At 48.0% G+C, this 17,049-nt stretch carries 10 protein-coding genes; 6 read left to right on the top strand and 4 right to left on the bottom strand.

The features are described 5' to 3' along the window. Positions 1–163 precede the first annotated feature (163 nt). From IEW26_RS10190 to IEW26_RS10170, 4 genes are all read left to right on the top strand, one after another. Positions 164–5,452 carry a fibronectin type III domain-containing protein gene (locus tag IEW26_RS10190; RefSeq protein ID WP_188592288.1) on the top strand — a complete coding sequence of 1,763 codons (5,289 nt, stop codon included), beginning with the start codon at positions 164–166 and terminating at the stop codon, positions 5,450–5,452. Positions 5,453–5,792: 340 nt separating this feature from the next. Then, positions 5,793–7,637, top strand: coding sequence for an assimilatory sulfite reductase (NADPH) flavoprotein subunit (locus tag IEW26_RS10180; RefSeq protein WP_188592286.1), 1,845 nt, complete (start codon positions 5,793–5,795; stop codon positions 7,635–7,637). 53 nt (positions 7,638–7,690) lie between these two features. Further along, positions 7,691–9,412, top strand: coding sequence for an assimilatory sulfite reductase (NADPH) hemoprotein subunit (gene cysI, locus IEW26_RS10175; RefSeq protein WP_188592285.1), 1,722 nt, complete (start codon positions 7,691–7,693; stop codon positions 9,410–9,412). Positions 9,413–9,599: 187 nt separating this feature from the next. Continuing rightward, entirely contained in the window at positions 9,600–10,316 is a 717-nt protein-coding gene (locus IEW26_RS10170; protein WP_145403727.1) for a YebC/PmpR family DNA-binding transcriptional regulator, read from the top strand. Between the two features lie 101 nt (positions 10,317–10,417). On the opposite strand, the gene IEW26_RS10165 is transcribed toward IEW26_RS10170, so the two are convergent. The 4 genes from IEW26_RS10165 to IEW26_RS10150 form a co-directional block, all read right to left on the bottom strand. Next, on the bottom strand, positions 10,418–10,915 hold the full coding sequence (locus IEW26_RS10165; protein ID WP_253298888.1) for a DMT family transporter: 498 nt from the start codon (positions 10,913–10,915) through the stop codon (positions 10,418–10,420). A gap of 17 nt (positions 10,916–10,932) precedes the next feature. After that, on the bottom strand, positions 10,933–11,631 hold the full coding sequence (locus IEW26_RS10160; RefSeq protein WP_188592284.1) for a Crp/Fnr family transcriptional regulator: 699 nt from the start codon (positions 11,629–11,631) through the stop codon (positions 10,933–10,935). A gap of 28 nt (positions 11,632–11,659) precedes the next feature. Beyond that, positions 11,660–12,085 (bottom strand): DMT family transporter, encoded by a 426-nt coding sequence (locus IEW26_RS10155; protein ID WP_145402514.1) that lies wholly within the window; start codon positions 12,083–12,085, stop codon positions 11,660–11,662. Between the two features lie 1,270 nt (positions 12,086–13,355). After that, positions 13,356–14,183, bottom strand: coding sequence for a Nif3-like dinuclear metal center hexameric protein (locus IEW26_RS10150; protein ID WP_188592283.1), 828 nt, complete (start codon positions 14,181–14,183; stop codon positions 13,356–13,358). 327 nt (positions 14,184–14,510) lie between these two features. Here IEW26_RS10150 and IEW26_RS10145 point away from each other — a divergent pair, with 327 nt between their 5' ends. Continuing rightward, positions 14,511–15,101, top strand: a complete 591-nt coding sequence (locus IEW26_RS10145) for a biliverdin-producing heme oxygenase (protein WP_188592282.1) — start codon at positions 14,511–14,513, stop codon at positions 15,099–15,101. Between the two features lie 220 nt (positions 15,102–15,321). After that, positions 15,322–16,995 (top strand): TerB N-terminal domain-containing protein, encoded by a 1,674-nt coding sequence (locus IEW26_RS10140; RefSeq protein WP_188592281.1) that lies wholly within the window; start codon positions 15,322–15,324, stop codon positions 16,993–16,995. The last annotated feature ends 54 nt before the right edge of the window (positions 16,996–17,049 follow it).

Genomic DNA, 17,049 nt, shown 5'->3' with positions numbered 1-17,049 from the left:
GTTACATTCCGCGGGCGAAAAAATCTGTTTTGATATGACACGGGCAAGAAAGGTACGGACTTCCGTAACGTTAGCTGATTGCGCTTGGCAGATGAAAAACAGGTCTTTTTTTTAACTCTGAATGAAACCGGTTTCATTAAAATTGCAAAGGAGCGAATCGATATTGGATAAACTGAAAAAGCCAATTTCAGTCCTGTTATCTGCTGCACTGCTCTTATCATCAGGACCGTTCATGTACCCGAACAGAGCCCACGCAGATGAGGCTTCGAATCCCGGTTCCAGCCCGTGGATTCAAGACGATTTTTCCGATGGAGATTATACGGCTTCACCTGCATGGAATGTCATCTCGGGCAGTTGGGAAGTGGCAGCGGATCCGGCGGATGCATCTAATCAGGTTCTTTTTCAAAACAGTACGGATGAAGGCTTCATTTCGACCGGAGAGTCCGTAGCGGACAAAACGGTGTCCATGCGTTTTTATACAGGAGAAGCCAAGGGGTATCCCGGCATTTTGCCGCGCTTTCAGGACAAGAACAATTATTACTATTTTCAGATGAAAGTGCCTGACAACCAACTCGTTTTCACCAAAAAAATAAATGGTACGGATACTACGCTGAAATCAGCGAACTTTACGTTTAGTAAAAATACGTGGTATACGCTCAAAGCGGTGCTTTCAGGCACATCCATTCGTGCGTACATTGTCGATAACGGAACGGACCGATTGGTGTTTGATCTGAATGATGCCTCCATTGCATCAGGTACCGTAGGCATTCGCAACAAGTGGCAGACCGTACATATTGATGATGTGATTATTGCGGAGCCGCCGCGTGTGAATGAAGCTGAGCTGACAAGTGATGGAGCGACAGGAACCTCCGTTTCGCTGCATTGGCCGGAGATTGAAGGAGCAACGAATTATCATTTGTACCGTTCAAACACGATAGAAGGGGGCTACACCCTGATTAGTCAGGTTACATCATCCGCTTATGTGGACGAGGGGTTAAGCTCGGATACAACCTATTATTACAAGCTTGCCTACAACTATGGAGGGTTAACCGAGTCGCAGTGGTCAGCTCCGCTTGAAGCCAGAACCGTGGCCGAGGCACCTCAGGCGCCAGGTAATCTGAAATCGGTAGCGCTTACATCAACAAGTGTGAAACTAACCTGGGATGCGGTGAATAAGGCCACGGGTTACCGGGTCGCTCGGGCTGAACAGGGAACAGAATCATATGAACAGATATATGAAGGCAGCGACTTGTCGTTTACCGATCAGGAGCTTGTTCCCGGAAAAAGTTACAGCTATCGGGTGACCGCAACCAATGCTGCGGGTGAATCATCATACAGCACGGTGGAAGCACAGACGTACAGCTTCAACTCTCCAGCAGGCTTTGCTGTCTCCGCTGTAACGGATACGTCCGTTTCCTTAGGCTGGGATGCACTGCCAGGATCGGAAGTCACCTACACCGTGTCGAGGGCGACAAGTGCTTCAGGAACGTATCAGCAAGTCTATACCGGAAATGCAACCACGATGCAAGATACGGGTCTGACGATGGGCACGGGTTACTTCTATACGATTCAGGCCAAAGTGGATGGCAAGGATACACCTGCTTCCGTGCCGCTGGGTGTATCCACAGTACGCACAAGTATAACGCCTGGTCAGCTGTGGCCGGATCAGAACGGCAAACCGATCGATGCGCATGGCGCAGGTTTCTTATACGATGAAAAAACCGAAAAGTACTACTGGTATGGGGAATATCATACAGGTGGCTGGCCTGCCATGGGCGTACGTGTGTATTCCTCCAAGGATCTGCTCAACTGGACTGACGAAGGCATGGCTCTTACGATGCTGCAGTCTATGGATGATTTTGACACAAACCCGCTAATTAAAGAGCTGTATGCCGGGCGCGAGGATCGCGTGGATATTTGGGCAGACATTCGCAAGGGACGGATTATCGAGCGGCCGAAGGTTATTTACAACGATAAAACGAAGAAATACGTGATGTGGGCCCATATGGACGGAGACAAGGACCCGTATAACAACAACGCCAACTATGGCAAGGCGAAGGCGGGTTATGCGATCAGTGACTCACCGACAGGACCTTTTGTATATCAGAAAAGTTATCGGATGGACATGGCCCCTGAAGGTGAAAAGGACTACTTCCCAAGCGATAAGGGCATGGCTCGTGACATGACACTATTCAAGGATGAGGATGGCACAGGTTATCTGATCTATTCAAGCGAGGAAAATCTGACGCTCTATATTTCCAAGCTCACCGATGATTACAGTGATGTCACAGGCTGGCATAAGGAAGGGCGTACGGATGATAAAGGCAATCCGGTTCGCGATAGCGTGTATCAAGCGGAATATGGTGTTGACTACGTGCGTGTGTTCCCGGGTGGACAGCGCGAAGCACCGGCGATGTTTAAATACCAGGGCAAATATTACATTTTAACATCAGGGGCTACAGGGTGGGCGCCCAATGAAAATAAAGTTACCGTTGCAGACCATATCTTCGGACCCTGGTCGGCAATGAGCAATCCGTTTGTCCGTACACTTTCAAGTGATCCTGATCCTGGGAAGGCGTTTGGAACACAGGCGACCTCGGTCATCCCTGTCGACCCGGCAAAGGGCAAATTTATTTATGTGGGGGATACGTGGAACGGGGGCAACTTTGCGAATGATGCCGCCAAATATGTGTTTTTGCCAATTGAATTTGGCATCGGGTCGGATATTGCGATCAAGTGGTATGACAGTTGGACTCCCGATCTGCTGAATTCGATGGGTAAGGTAGATATTGTGGATAAGCTGCCAGAGGCGGTGAAGCTTGGCGAAGTTCCAGCCCTGCCTTCTACCGTGAAGGTTCGTGATGGTGATCAGTTGGTGTCAACGCCAGCGGTATGGACGATTAATCATCGGGCGATGACTGCTGAGGATTTTGCCAAGCCGGGTCCGCTCACGTTGCAGATCACGACACCTGAGTATAACAACAAAACGCAGGCGGTTCGTGTCTATGTCATCCCTGACAACACCTTATATTTTGTGAACAGTGGTGGTTATGAGACAGCGGATTACAAACTGATGAGTGATTACATGACAGATACGCTGGTTCATCCGGGAGTGGTGGATCAGATGTATGCTCCGGCAGAAGGGCGGTCATGGGGTTACGTGAGTGCGGATGCATTACCTTCCGGCTCAAGCGGGGGAGATATTTTCTCGACTGTGCGTTATTTAAACGGAGGTAATGTTAGCAACTCGCCCAAAGGCAAGGATCTGACTTACAATTTTGATGTTCCCAATGGTGTATATGATGTATACGCGGGATTTAATGATCCGTGGACAAACAGTTCACGCCGCGCGGATTTTCTGATTAACGGTACCAATACAGGGGCAGTTACGTATATTCCTGCCAGTGTCAGAGCACATAAAGGCATAGAGGTAACGGGCGGCAAAATTGACATCACAGTGCGCAACACGGCCTCTCAGGACCCGTTGATTAGCTGGATCATGATTGTAAAGCCTGATCAAACAGCTCCCGTATACGGCAACGGCGGCTTGCACAGTGTTTCTGCTACTTCTACCACTGTAACGCTCGCATGGGATGTACTTTCAGGCGCAGCAAGCTATAAGCTCTATCGCTCAGATCAGGAGCAGGGTTCCTATGAGGCGATCTATTCCGGCGCACTTCAGGAGTACACAGATTCCGGGCTGACTGAAGATACGACATACTATTATAAAGTCGAGGCACTGGACGAGGCAGGTGTTTCACTTAAAGGGCTGTCTGATGCGTATTCCGTAACAACAACCCTGCAGTCTGCTGCGGAGGTGGCTTCAGCTATAACAACCCTTGAACAGCCAACAACTGCTTCTACCAAAATAAAGCTGCCTGTGCTGCCGCAAGGTTTCACAGCATCCATTCATTCCAGCACTGTACCATCGATCATAAAGCTGGATGGTACGATTATTCTTCCAGCCATTGAAACGACAGTGCGCATTGAATTGGAGATTACACGTGCCTCGGATGGAAGCAAGGCACTAACGATTCCATTATCTATTAAAGTGCCCGCACGTACCACATTACCTGGCGGCTCTGATCCAGGAGGTAACTCAGGCGGAGGATCAGGAGGCAATTCCGGGGGCGGTTCTGGCAGCGGAACGGGGAATAGCTCAGGCGGTACGAGTGGAAACGGTTCTTCAAATCCGGGCAGTAACGGCGGCCAAACAGGGAACGGTAACACCGGTACTGGGCCATCACCTGCTTCTCCTCAGACAGGTGCGGATCGCGCGATCGTAGAGCTGCAGCCATCCGTGGATGCCAAGGGCACTGCACAGTCCAAGGTGGACTCCGCTGTTATTGAAGCTGCAGTGAAAGCTGCCCCGCTTACGGGAGAAGGCACACGTCTGGTTGAATTTAATCTGGAGGCGGCTCCGAAAGCGTCCGCTTATGAGATGACGCTGCCAGTCTCATCATTGCTGGATCTGAAAACATCCGATATATTCCGTATCGTATCAGAGATAGGGGCAGTTGAGCTTCCTGCTGACTTGCTTGGTAAAGGTGGAGCCAAAGACGGCACAATTGCTGTGAGATTTGTTCATACTGCACTGCCACAAGCTGCTGCGGATCGCTTGGGTACAGCGCAGGGCGTACAGCTTGAGCTCAAGGTGAACGATAAAGTATTCATGCCGAATCACAAGATATCACTGCAATTACCGTATGTTCCATTGAAAGAGATCGCCGCAGATAAAGTTATTGCAGTGCAGATTGGGCCGAACGGTGAGATAACACCACTGCCACAAAGCTTTTTTGATGAAAAACGGGGTGAGGTTGTTTTTTCCGATTCATCTTCTTCTTTGACTGGTACGTATGTTGTTGTGTCTAGTGAAGCGCCATTTGCTGATCTGACGGATGTACCTTGGGCACAGAAAGCGTTGGAGGCACTCGCTGTTCGAGGTGTGCTTGATGCAACAGATCGCGAGGGAATCACGCAGCTGCATCCGAAACAGGAAATGACACGTGCACAATTTGTACAGTGGCTTGTGTCTTCGTTAGGACTAAGAGCAGAAGCTGCTGATCCGTTTAAGGATGTAACCGAGCAATCGCCATACTATACTGCGGTTAATGTGGCACGATCCCTTGGTATTACAGATGGAGCCGGGAATGGACGTTTTCTGCCTGAATCTGCGATCACCCGTCAGGAAATGATGGTCTTAACGGTGAGAGCACTTGAAGCAGGAGGAATCATTAATGAAGGAACACAACAGAGTGCCGCTGGTGAGCTTGCTCAATTCAAAGATGAAGGCAAGATACGTGCTTATGCGAGAGAAAGCATATCAACACTCGTACAGCTGGGCATCGTAAGTGGTTATAATGGTGAAGTCAAACCACTGGCTGAAGCAAATCGGGCTGAATCTGCCGCACTGCTCTACGCCATGATGAGCAAGCTTGTCTGGAAAAAGTGACGATGTATCGATCTATTATTTTATATCGATGCTGCTATTTCGTATCGACGCAGTTTCATTTATGATGTACCCGTTAAACTAGACAAAAGCTTGCTTTGGCCTGAGCTTCAGGTTGAAGCAGGCTTCTTTGTTATATTCATTGCTGTCAGTATAGAAATAAAGGCTGCCATATGTGAAACCACTAAATTAGCGCGTTTTGTTCCTTTATTAGAGAAACTGATAAATGGTATAAAATCATTGAAATTGACCCTTATCCCCCGGTGTGTTAGGTTGAAAGAAGAAATTAATATGATCATTTTAGTAGGAATTAAAATTGAAGCAGTGCGTGAGGTGGCAGATGGTGGAACTTCAAGTGACAAATAGTCCTTTTAATCAAGAGCAGGTAGAATTGCTCAATCGTCTTATTCCTACATTAACGGACGGACAAAGACTGTGGCTTGGCGGATATATTGCCGCATTTCAAGCAGGAGCGGTAGCAGCAGCACCGACAGGTTTGGTTGGGTTGAACGGGCAAAATGCAACAGGGGCAGCAGCAACTGTAAGTGCTCCGGCCGTATCACGTGAGGTTACGGTACTATACGGCTCTCAGACAGGTAATTCGATTGGACTTTCGAAGAAGCTTGCTAAAAAGCTGGAGGAACAAGGGCTGCAGGTGACTCTGTCATCTATGGGGGATTTCAAGCCGAACGGACTGAAAAAAATTGAAAATCTCCTGATTGTAGTCAGCACACATGGTGAAGGGGAACCGCCGGATAATGCGATTTCCTTCCATGAGTTCCTGAATAGCAAACGAGCACCTAAGCTTGAGGGGCTTCGTTATTCCATTCTGGCACTTGGAGATACTTCATATGAGTTTTTCTGCCAGACAGGTAAAGATTTTGACAAACGTCTTCAGGAATTGGGCGCTACAGCGCTGGTTCCTCGGGTTGATTGTGATGTTGATTTTGATGAGCCGGCTGCGGAGTGGATGAATGATGTCCTGGCTTCGCTCAGCAGCACACCTGTTGCTGGGGGAACGGTAACCAGTGAAGCTGTCACCGCTGCGGTAAGCAGTGGGGAATCCGAATTCAACCGTACAAATCCGTTCAAGGCAGAGGTATTAGAAAATCTGAACCTGAATGGCCGTGGATCAGACCGCGAGACACGTCATATTGAGCTGTCTCTGGAAGGGTCTAATCTGGATTATGAGCCAGGTGACAGCCTGGGGGTTTTCCCGGAGAATCATCCGCGTCTTGTTGACGAATTGATTGCAGCTATGGGCTGGAACGCAGACGAACGTGTGACTATTAACAAAAATGGGGACCAGTTGTCTGTCTATGAAGCCTTGCTGCGTCATTACGAAATTACAGCAGTAACCAAACCAGTGGTGGAGCAGCTTGCCAAGCTGAGTCCGGAGAGCGGGTTGGCGGCGCTGCTGGCAGATGACGCTGCATTCCGAAACGTCATGAACAGCTCTGATCTGCTGGATCTGGTTCAGGATTACTCTTTGAAAGGTATTGCTGCGACTCCGTTTCTGGCGGTGCTGCGTAAAATTCCGGCACGTCTGTACTCCATTGCAAGCAGCTCCAAAGCTTTTCCGGATGAGGTTCATCTGACTGTACGAACCGTGCGGTATGCAGCGCGTGGCAGAGAACGTTACGGGGTATGCTCTGTACATCTGGCTGAACGAATTGAAGCAGGGGATACCCTACCTGTTTATATTCAGCATAATCCAAACTTCAAGCTTCCTGAGAACCCGGACACCCCGATTATTATGGTTGGACCCGGGACAGGGGTGGCCCCGTTCCGAGCTTTCCTTGGTGAACGGGAGGAGATCGGTGCAGAGGGCAAAACATGGCTGTTCTATGGGGATCAGCATTTCTCTACAGATTTCCTGTACCAGACGGAGTGGCAGCGCTGGCTCAAAGACGGCGTGCTGACCAAGATGGATGTGGCCTTCTCACGTGATACAGAACAGAAAGTATATGTACAGCACCGTATGCTGGAACATAGCAAGGAATTGTATCAATGGATTCAGGAAGGCGCAAGCATATACATCTGCGGCGATGAGAAAAAAATGGCTCATGATGTGCATGCAGCACTGATCTCCATTCTACAGCAGGAAGGCGGCTTGTCACCTGAGCAGGCAGTGGACTACATGACGCGTTTGCAGCAGGAGAAACGTTATCAGCGGGACGTGTATTAATTCCCGGCTGAGCCAAAGAAGTATTTTCTGCAGAAACGAGAGGAGAAAGCAGCATGGCTTATAACAATTTACTTAACCCGCAGCGCACAAACAGCGATGTGGAAGATATAAAGATCAAAAGTAATTACCTGCGCGGCAGTCTCACCGAGACGCTGGCTGATCGCATTACCGGCTCCATTCCAGAAGACGACAACCGTCTGATGAAACACCATGGCAGTTATATGCAGGATGACCGTGATCTGCGTAACGAGCGCAACAAATCCAAGCTGGAGCCTGCTTACCAGTTCATGCTGCGTGTAAGAGCTTCCGGCGGGATTGTTACACCCGAGCAGTGGCTGATGATGGACCGTGTAGCTCATAAATATGCGAATCAGACCATTCGTCTGACCACACGTCAATCGTTCCAGCTTCATGGTGTATTGAAATGGGACCTCAAAAATACAATTCGTGAAGTGAACGATTCTCTGCTCAGCACATTGGCTGCATGCGGAGACGTGAACCGTAACGTGATGTGCAACCCGAATCCGAACCAGTCCGAAGTTCATGCTGAAGTGTACGAATGGGCTTGCCAGGTGAGCAACCACCTTGACCCTCGTACTCGTGCTTATCATGAGCTGTGGCTGGACGGAGAAAAAGTGATCGACTCCCAGGAATCCGATGAAGAGGTTGAACCGATCTATGGCAAAGTGTATCTGCCGCGTAAGTTCAAGATCGGCATTGCGGTGCCTCCTTCCAATGATGTGGATGTATTCTCACAGGATCTAGGATTTATTGCGATTGTGGAGAATGGCAAGCTGCAAGGTTTCAACGTATCGGTCGGTGGAGGCATGGGCATGACGCATGGGGATTCGAAAACGTATCCTCAGGTATCCAAGGTGATCGGCTTCTGCACACCAGAGCAGATGATTGATGTGGCAGAAAAAACGGTGATGATTCAGCGTGACTACGGGGATCGTGCGGTCCGCAAGCATGCGCGTTTCAAATATACAGTGGATGACCGCGGTCTGGAATGGTTTACCGATGAACTGACCAGCCGTTTGGGCTGGAATCTGGAAGCGGCACGTCCGTATCATTTTGAGCATAACGGAGATCGCTATGGCTGGGTGAAGGGCAGTAACGGCAAATGGCACTACACACTGTTTATTCAGAATGGTCGAGTCAAGGATGTGGACGGTTATCCGCTTATGACGGGTTTGCGTGAAATTGCCAAAATACACACCGGTGATTTTCGTTTGACGGCAAACCAGAACCTGATTATTGGCAATATTAGCAGCCAGAAAAAGAAAAAGATCGAAGCGTTGATTCAACAATATCATCTCACAGATGGTGCTCATTATTCTGCGCTGCGCAGAAGCTCTATGGCTTGTGTTGCACTCCCGACGTGCGGTCTTGCTATGGCTGAGTCCGAGAGATACTTGCCTTCTCTGATTGACAAGCTTGAGCCTGTGCTGGATGAAGCAGGGCTGCGAGATGAAGAGATCGTCATTCGCATGACGGGCTGCCCGAATGGTTGTGCCAGACCGATGCTGGCAGAGATTGCTTTTATCGGGAAAGCTCCGGGCAAGTACAATTTCTATCTGGGTGGCAGCTTCACAGGCCATCGTCTGAACAAGCTGTATCGTGAAAATATCGGTGAAGCTGAGATTCTGGAGATTCTGACGCCGATGATTAATCAATATGCCAAAGAGCGTAATGAAGGTGAGCATTTCGGAGACTTTGTTATCCGTGCGGGTTATGTACCTGAAGTGCTGGACGGTAGACAGTTCCACGCGTAACCGAATGTTACCTGAACAAAGCATTCCTATACGGAGTGCTTTTTGTTTCGTCAGGACGCTTAAGGGGTGGGATAATTACAGTAAGTATTCCCATTATTTCGTGGCAGTGAACTTGTTGAACCGGACACAACAAGATATAATAACAAAGTAGAAAGCAGATTACATGTTGAAAGTGAGCGGAAACGATATGGGTCGTAAGTGGAATAATATTAAGGAAAAGAAAGCTTCAAAAGATGCAAACACCAGCCGGGTCTACGCCAAATTCGGCGTTGAGATCTATGTAGCGGCCAAGAAGGGCGAACCGGACCCGGAAGCAAACCGTGCGCTCAAGGTCGTTCTGGAGCGCGCCAAAACGTATAATGTACCTAAAGCGATCATTGACCGTGCTATGGAAAAAGCGAAAGGCAGCGGGGACGAGAACTATGAGGAGCTGCGTTACGAAGGCTTTGGACCGAACGGTGCTATGGTCATCGTGGACGCTCTTACCAATAACGTAAACCGTACAGCACCTGAAGTACGTTCGGCCTTTAACAAAAACGGAGGCAACATGGGTGTCAGCGGTTCTGTTGCGTACATGTTTGATCCGACAGCTGTGATTGGCGTGGAAGGAAAAAACGCTGAGGAAGTGCTGGAGATCATGCTGGAAGCAGATGTAGACGTTCGCGACATCGTGGATGAGGATGAAGCGGTCATCGTATACGCTGAGCCGGATCAATTCCATGCCGTACAGGAAGCCTTCAAGGCTGCTGGCGTGACGGAGTTCACGGTGGCCGAGCTGACGATGCTGGCGCAGAACCACATTGAACTGCCTGCCGACGCACAAGTTCAGTTCGAGAAGCTGATCGACGCGCTTGAAGACCTGGAAGATGTGCAGCAGGTGTATCATAACGTAGAGTTTGTATAAGCGACGAGACTTTACAGCCTTACGTATATTGTAATACAAATAAAAAGAGTGCCTTCCAATCCTTTCAGCGGGATCGGTCAGGCACTCTTTTTGTGTTATTCTCAAGATTTACTCGGTACTGTATGAGGTGACTTATCCGATGAATCGGACGATTCCTTTTTCAGCCCGCCAAACTTGAACAGCACAATGCCGCCTACAATGACGAGTACACCGAGCAGCTGGTTCCAGGAGAACGGAATCGGCTCAAGGCCAAGCCAGCCCATGGAATCAAACAATAAGGCAAAGCTCAGCTGAGAGGTTAACACGATGGATATCGCATAGGTCGGGCCAAGCAGCTTCATGCCTTGTACAAGGCAGAACACAACACCAACGCCGATTGCACCGCTGAGCCAGTACCACGGCTGCATATGCTGCAGACTGAATGTATTTTTCCCTTCAACAAGCAGGGAGATCAGAAAAGAAGCGATAAATCCCGTAAACAGCACCAGCGTTGTGGTGGACCATGACCCTGTGCGTTCATTGACTTTACTATTAAATATGGTTTGCAGACTTACCAGGGAACCTGCCAGAAGTGCAAGTAAAACTCCAGTGATGATCATACGTATAGTCAGACTCCTTATTCATAAATGTTGTGACCCGCAATGTTACGCAGGCCAGCACGATTTTTGATCTGAATCAATCCTTGATGCCGTTCAATATACCCATCTGAACAGAGTTTCTGTATCACCCGATTCAAGTGTCGATAGCTGGTTCCGATCAGGTTGGCTATGTCCGTCAGGTTAAAGGCATCCAGTTCCTCATGTATGACCGTGCCGCCTTCATCCGTTGAGATCGAAAGCAAATAGCTGGCTAAACGGACCTCCACCGGGTACATCAGATTAAAATTGGAGAAGTTCGAATCAATGTAAAACTTGTGTGAGATGATTTTTAACAAAAATTGCAGTAAAGGTGCATAATCACTGGCAAGCTCGGTGAGCCAGCGGTAATGAATGCGCAGCATAACAACAGGCGACACCGCTTGAACGGTGTTCACCGTGTTGCTTTCACGAACGTATTCGATATCTCCGACCACTTCGAGTGGTGTTTTGAAACAGAGCACCAGTGTTTTGTCCTGCGGGGAGGTGGTGAAAATTTTGATTTTTCCCTCAACCAGTACATATAAGTATTCAGAGGCTTCGCCCTCGCGGCAAATCAGCTCGCATTTATCAAATTGACAAATGGTCATATGTGGACGCAGGTTCTCGTGAAAGACCGTCTCCAGTTGATATTGCTGCAAATAGTGCATGATTTGTTGTGAATTATGAGTTTCTTCCATATGGTTTCACCCCTGCGTTCCTTCGGATTTACAGCTTCATAATGATGACACCGGTGATCATTAACGCAATGCCAATGAATTGCGGCAGTTTCATCTTTTGCTTAAGTACGCCAAACCATCCATTGCTGTCGATCAAAAACGTCAAAAACAATTGTGCGATCAGCAGCGCCGAGATGGTGAAGGTCACGCCGATCTGCTGAATCGCTGTGACTTCGCTGAAAATAATGACGGCTCCGAATGCTCCGCCAGCAAGATACATCGGTTTGACCTGTTTAATTCCCTGCAGATTGGTATCTTGCACAAACATCAAAATGATGGCTGCAAGGATAAAACCTGTCAATTGGGTAATGGTTGCGGCTTGCCATGTACCAATATCTGTACTGATTCTGGCGTTCGCAACCCCTTGCAGTGTAATACAGGCTCCGCCCAGTATGGCAAATATAATTCCTCTCATCCTACTTCGTACGCTCCTTCGTTGCATGACTTCGACTTCTATTAAAAGACAAATTCATCATTTTCGCCAAGGACAAATGTCCTGAATCTGAAATTCACAGCATTGAGCGTACAATAAAGCCCTGGCAAAATCCAGACGAAAGGTGAGATGTGTATGCGAAATGGTGGGATGAAGCAATGCACGTTGAAATAGCTGACAGTGGTCAGGGGAGTAAGTATAAGGGAAGGATGGATTATGTATGAGTTCATGCGAATAAGGAATGAGTGGAAATAAGGGAGAGCAAAATAGATAGCGATATAGGGAGACAGAGGGGAGCTAATGCTAAGTGTCGGTAGTGTGAGTGTAGATGCAAAACAAAATGAGGAAGAGTGAGCGGGGATGCGAGGAGGGCAGCTTTAGAGCAGCTGGAAAGCTAGGTCTTGTGAGAGGAAAAGTTTGATCGCTGAAATGGAAAGTGAACTGGTTTACGATAGGGGGCAGCATGAGAAAGGGGAACGTGAGCTAGATTAGAAAATACAAAATGTGAGTTGGGGAAGAGGTGATGCAAAGAAGGAGCAAACAAAGGAATTGACAACAGGTTAGCAGTGAAGGTAGTGACAGCAGGTTAGTGGTGAAGGAAGTAAGTAGATTAGGAGGAGAAAGTGGGTGAGCAAGGGGGATAGCATCAGAGAGGATGAGAATGTGAGTACGTGTAAGTAATTGGGTGCAACTTTAAGTAAGTAAGTAAGTAAGTAAGTAAGTAAGTAACTGGGCAAGCAACTATGCAAATAACTAGGTAAGAGGAACGACTGAGATAGTGAGTATAAATATTGAAAGAAAGTAAGTAAAAGTAAGTGAGTGAGTATATCACTAAGAATTGAGTATAGGTAAGGTGAGAGTATTTATGAGGGAAGAATGTGAGATGTGAGTATGTATGCGTTAAACCAATAAGGAGGAGAAGGGGAACCGAAGTGAGAATGTAAGCGAGATAATCCAGCTTCGAGGCAGGGGAGCAAGGGAGACGTATGTGGATGAGGAGGAGAGGATTCCGAAGCAGCAAATTCTAACGCTCCCCAGAAACGCTATTTTGGCGATATTATACCGTTTTATATTCTAACGATCCGAGGAAAGCTTATTTGAGCAATTCGATGATGAATTATGCGTATATTATGTGTTTTCAGCAAAATAAGGCTCCTGGGAATCGTTACAATTCCAAAAGGCACTGAATCCCCCAAATAAGCTCATCTGAGATCGTTAGAACAAAAACGCTGTCGAGGGCTGTACGTTTATATCATATCACCTCAAACACCGGTCGTTCCTGTACAAAAGAAACCTCAACCGCTGGAAACGCCGCCGCCAGTCTGTCCGCGAGCAGCTTCATTCCTGGTGCCTCACTCTCGGCATGACCCACCATGATCAGAGCTTTCGATGTGCCCTGCTGCATCGCATCACGAATATATTCAGGTGTCTCCCACTCAAATCCTTCGCCTGCAATAATCAGATCAATATGCTTGTTCTGCACTAGAGGAATCGTGACATGTCCGTTGCCACGGAATCCAACCAGGACAGCCGCACGTCTGCAAACGGTTTCAGGACCTCCCGCAATGCGAACATATTCTAAGCCAAGATGCTCCTTCAACTGCTGCGCGACAGCGCGAACGGTCGTTTCCTCGGGAAATGTAACAACATCCGTCTCTGATGTACGCTGACTCACATATGTATTCCACCCAAGATCGAATATAAGACCTTCCGTAATTCCATCCGGGTTGTAGCGATGAATAATATCATGGCAGCGAAAGATCGCAATGCCGGCTTGATCAATCATGTTTCTTTTGTACGTATAAACGGGGTCCGTTGCAAGCCAATCTGTAGCACTATGATGGTTGTAAAAAGGGGATTCATGCGCAATGATCAGGTTGGCTCCCTGCTGAATGGCCTGTTCGATGACATGCTGTGTGGGCATGAATGTTACAACAATACCCGTAATGACTTGATCTGCTGATCCTGTAATGAGCTGGTCTACCGTGTTTTCGGGCAGTGTAATGTCTTGTGTGAGATGCAGTATAACCTCTTGTACCTGAAGTTCTTTGGATTTCTCGGGTGAGAATTGATCCTTCATATGCGTCAGCTTCCTTCCTTCAATATAAGGATATAGCGTTAGTGTACCATTTTTACATATAAAAACCAGTGATATATCAGCTAATCTGATTCGTAGTTATGTTACTTTGGAAAAAGGAATCGAAAAAATCTGGGGATAACCGCTACGCTCCAGGTCATTCTGTCATCGGACTGATGTATGTAAAATCTTTAGTTCAACTTATGTAGTTTTCCAGTACGAGAGAAAGTATACTTACGATAGAGTTCTAGATTAATCAAGTCTAACTCCATAACTCCGAATCCATAGTTCAAGCGGTATAGAATCACAGTAGGAAAGGGGAGCCTCAATATGACAGCAGCTACTATTATGGAGTGTCTGAAACAGGAGACAGCACATTACCATAGACAAGTGGAACAGAATGCTTACGCAAAAGCAATGATGGATCGCACGATAACGATGGACCAATATAAAGAATACCTTGAGAAATTTTACGGATTCCTGAAGCCGCTGGAGGAGCAGGCTGTTAGGCAGCCGTTCTGGGCAGGAACAGGGTTAGATATGGCCGTGAGAGGTAAAGCAAGCTTGATTGAGCAGGATTTGCTTCATCTTGGAGCAAACGAGGAGCAGATCAGCCAGCTTCCACGCTGCACGGAGCTTCCCGATATATCCACCCCGGCACGACTGTTCGGGTATATGTATGTCATTGAAGGCTCAACGAATGGAGGGCAAATTCTGACCAAACGTTTGACGCAATTTTTACCGATTGAAGCAGATCGCGGACTGCAATACTTCAATGCCTATGGCACGGAGACGCGAGCAAGATGGAGCGAGTTTATGCAGTTACTTCAGGCAAGCATTCAGAAACCCGAAGAGCATGATAACGTCGTGCACACGGCTTCGGAGACGTTTCGCCTGCTGGATCAGTGGATTAATACTTAACAATAAGCGAGAAAACCGCACGGAATATCAAGAAAAATGCATATGTCGCCTGTAACATAAGAGGGTGGATCAGTCATGGAAAAGAGGGCAGACCTGCCTTCTTTTTTGATGTGAAAAGAATGTATCAATTTGCTGCGCACAGAGGACAGACAAGTGTTATAATGATGCGTATGGATACACGTGTTCGTATTTTGTTGTGAAAGAGGTGGGTTCCATTCCGATGAGAGATCATTCTGAACAGCTGGAATTCATGGAAATAGATATAAGTGAAGATATAGAGCCTGCGTCCGTTCGCATCCCCGATCGCTCTTCCCTGGCGAACCATGGTCGTGAAGCATACATACAGACTGGCGCTGTTTTGTCCTCGGAGAAGCGATTTGTGGAAGAAGCAAGAAGGCTTGCAGAGGCAACGGGGGAAGAGACCTATCCCGCTCCCTTTATGAGCTACTGGCCGACTTATGGCGTGATGAATGATGCGCAGCTCCGTTGGTATTGGTACTGGAGAACAGAGGTGCGGCAGGGAAATTACCTTGATGTCGATCTCTCGTATCTGTTTGTGCATATCTATGAATTGATCAATGGCATAGGCTGGCTGCATCCCGAGCAGGGCTACGAGCAATTAAAGCGGCTGTGGATTAATTATCGTGAACGGCTGCCTCAGTTAGATGCGTATATGCAGGAGTGGATCGTCGATTTTGTGCTCGTGCACGAGCTTCAGCCGCGGCTGCATGAGGTCATGCTGCTCGCTGGCGGTTATTTGCCTGCACCGTTGCTGGATAAGGAATTACAGCGGATTATGGAAGAAAATGCTTCCGATCTTACGCTGGAGATGCTGCAGCGATATTATGATTATGATATCTCGCTTAACACGTTTTATCGGGATGGCGGCAAAGCAGTGATGGAACGATACATTCCCCAAGTCATGGCTGTAGCGCATTCCTATATTAAGCGAACGCAGCAGCATGGACTGCTGCCTGAGTTAAGCCCGGGGGCTGAGCAAACGATGGAGCGTACGCTGTTTCGCAAAGCGGTGTATGACGAGTCCATCTACGGCAGGTCCGTTTCGTTTACTTATTTTCCACTGGGTGAACAGAAGGATTTTGTGCAGCGGTTAACCCGAATCTATCGCTGTACGGAGAATAAGCTTCGAGAGCTGTTGGGTTTCAGAGGTCGATTGCGTGGCAAAACCTTGGAACCTGAGCTTGCCCGTGTGATTGAGCGGTATATAGAGAAGGCATATGCGCTCGAACAAACGGAGACAGCACCAGCACCCGTAATTCAGATTGATACGGCAAAGCTAGCCTCCTTACAGGAGGACAGCGAGTATGTACGCAAGGCACTGACGATTGAGGAAACCGAGCAATCCGTGTTTGATTCTGCTGCTTCCGAGGTTCCTGTCGAGTCTGAAATGATTGAACCAGACCAAGAGAAGATGCCTGCAGCGCCGCGGTTCACAGAGCAACAAGATGGCCCAAGCCGTGAACAAGCTAGCGCAGCAGCCACTACCACAACCTCAAATCAAACAGCAGAGATGAACGAACTGCTCGAAGCAAAATCCTCTGTAGAGTCAGAAGTGCAGTTCCTGCGGGAAGATGCATCTTCAGCGAAGATTGAACTGCAATGGGACGAGTCCGCTTCAGCCAGCTTGCAGCAAGAATGGCATGATTTTGCCGGGCAGCTGGAGACGCGGCATGTGAAGGCTGTTCAAGTGCTGCTTGGTGATCATGTAGATGCTGAGCTGATGCGTCTGGCGAATGAAATCGGCACAATGCCCGCGCTTTTACTGGATGAAATCAATGATATTGCAATGGAGACGATTGGTGATCTGCTCATAGACGGAGATCGGATTGCTCCTGAATATATGGATGTATTTGAACATGTGAAGAGGTGTTAACTGTGACAGAACATAAAACGGGCAACCTGAATTTTTCGGAAAATGGACAGTCGG

It is taken from the genome of Paenibacillus silvae, from assembly GCF_014639235.1.
Taxonomy (GTDB): domain Bacteria; phylum Bacillota; class Bacilli; order Paenibacillales; family Paenibacillaceae; genus Paenibacillus; species Paenibacillus silvae.
The sequence above is the reverse complement of the archived record's forward strand: the minus strand, read 5'-3'. Positions and strand labels throughout refer to the sequence as shown.

Coding starts and splice junctions, on each gene's coding strand:
- IEW26_RS10140 (WP_188592281.1), top strand. CDS start 15,322: ATGAGAGATCATTCTGAACAGCTGGAATTCATGGAAATAGATATAAGT.
- IEW26_RS10150 (WP_188592283.1), bottom strand. CDS start 14,183: ATGAAGGATCAATTCTCACCCGAGAAATCCAAAGAACTTCAGGTACAA.
- IEW26_RS10145 (WP_188592282.1), top strand. CDS start 14,511: ATGACAGCAGCTACTATTATGGAGTGTCTGAAACAGGAGACAGCACAT.
- IEW26_RS10155 (WP_145402514.1), bottom strand. CDS start 12,085: ATGAGAGGAATTATATTTGCCATACTGGGCGGAGCCTGTATTACACTG.
- IEW26_RS10170 (WP_145403727.1), top strand. CDS start 9,600: ATGGGTCGTAAGTGGAATAATATTAAGGAAAAGAAAGCTTCAAAAGAT.
- IEW26_RS10160 (WP_188592284.1), bottom strand. CDS start 11,631: ATGGAAGAAACTCATAATTCACAACAAATCATGCACTATTTGCAGCAA.
- cysI (WP_188592285.1), top strand. CDS start 7,691: ATGGCTTATAACAATTTACTTAACCCGCAGCGCACAAACAGCGATGTG.
- IEW26_RS10165 (WP_253298888.1), bottom strand. CDS start 10,915: ATGATCATCACTGGAGTTTTACTTGCACTTCTGGCAGGTTCCCTGGTA.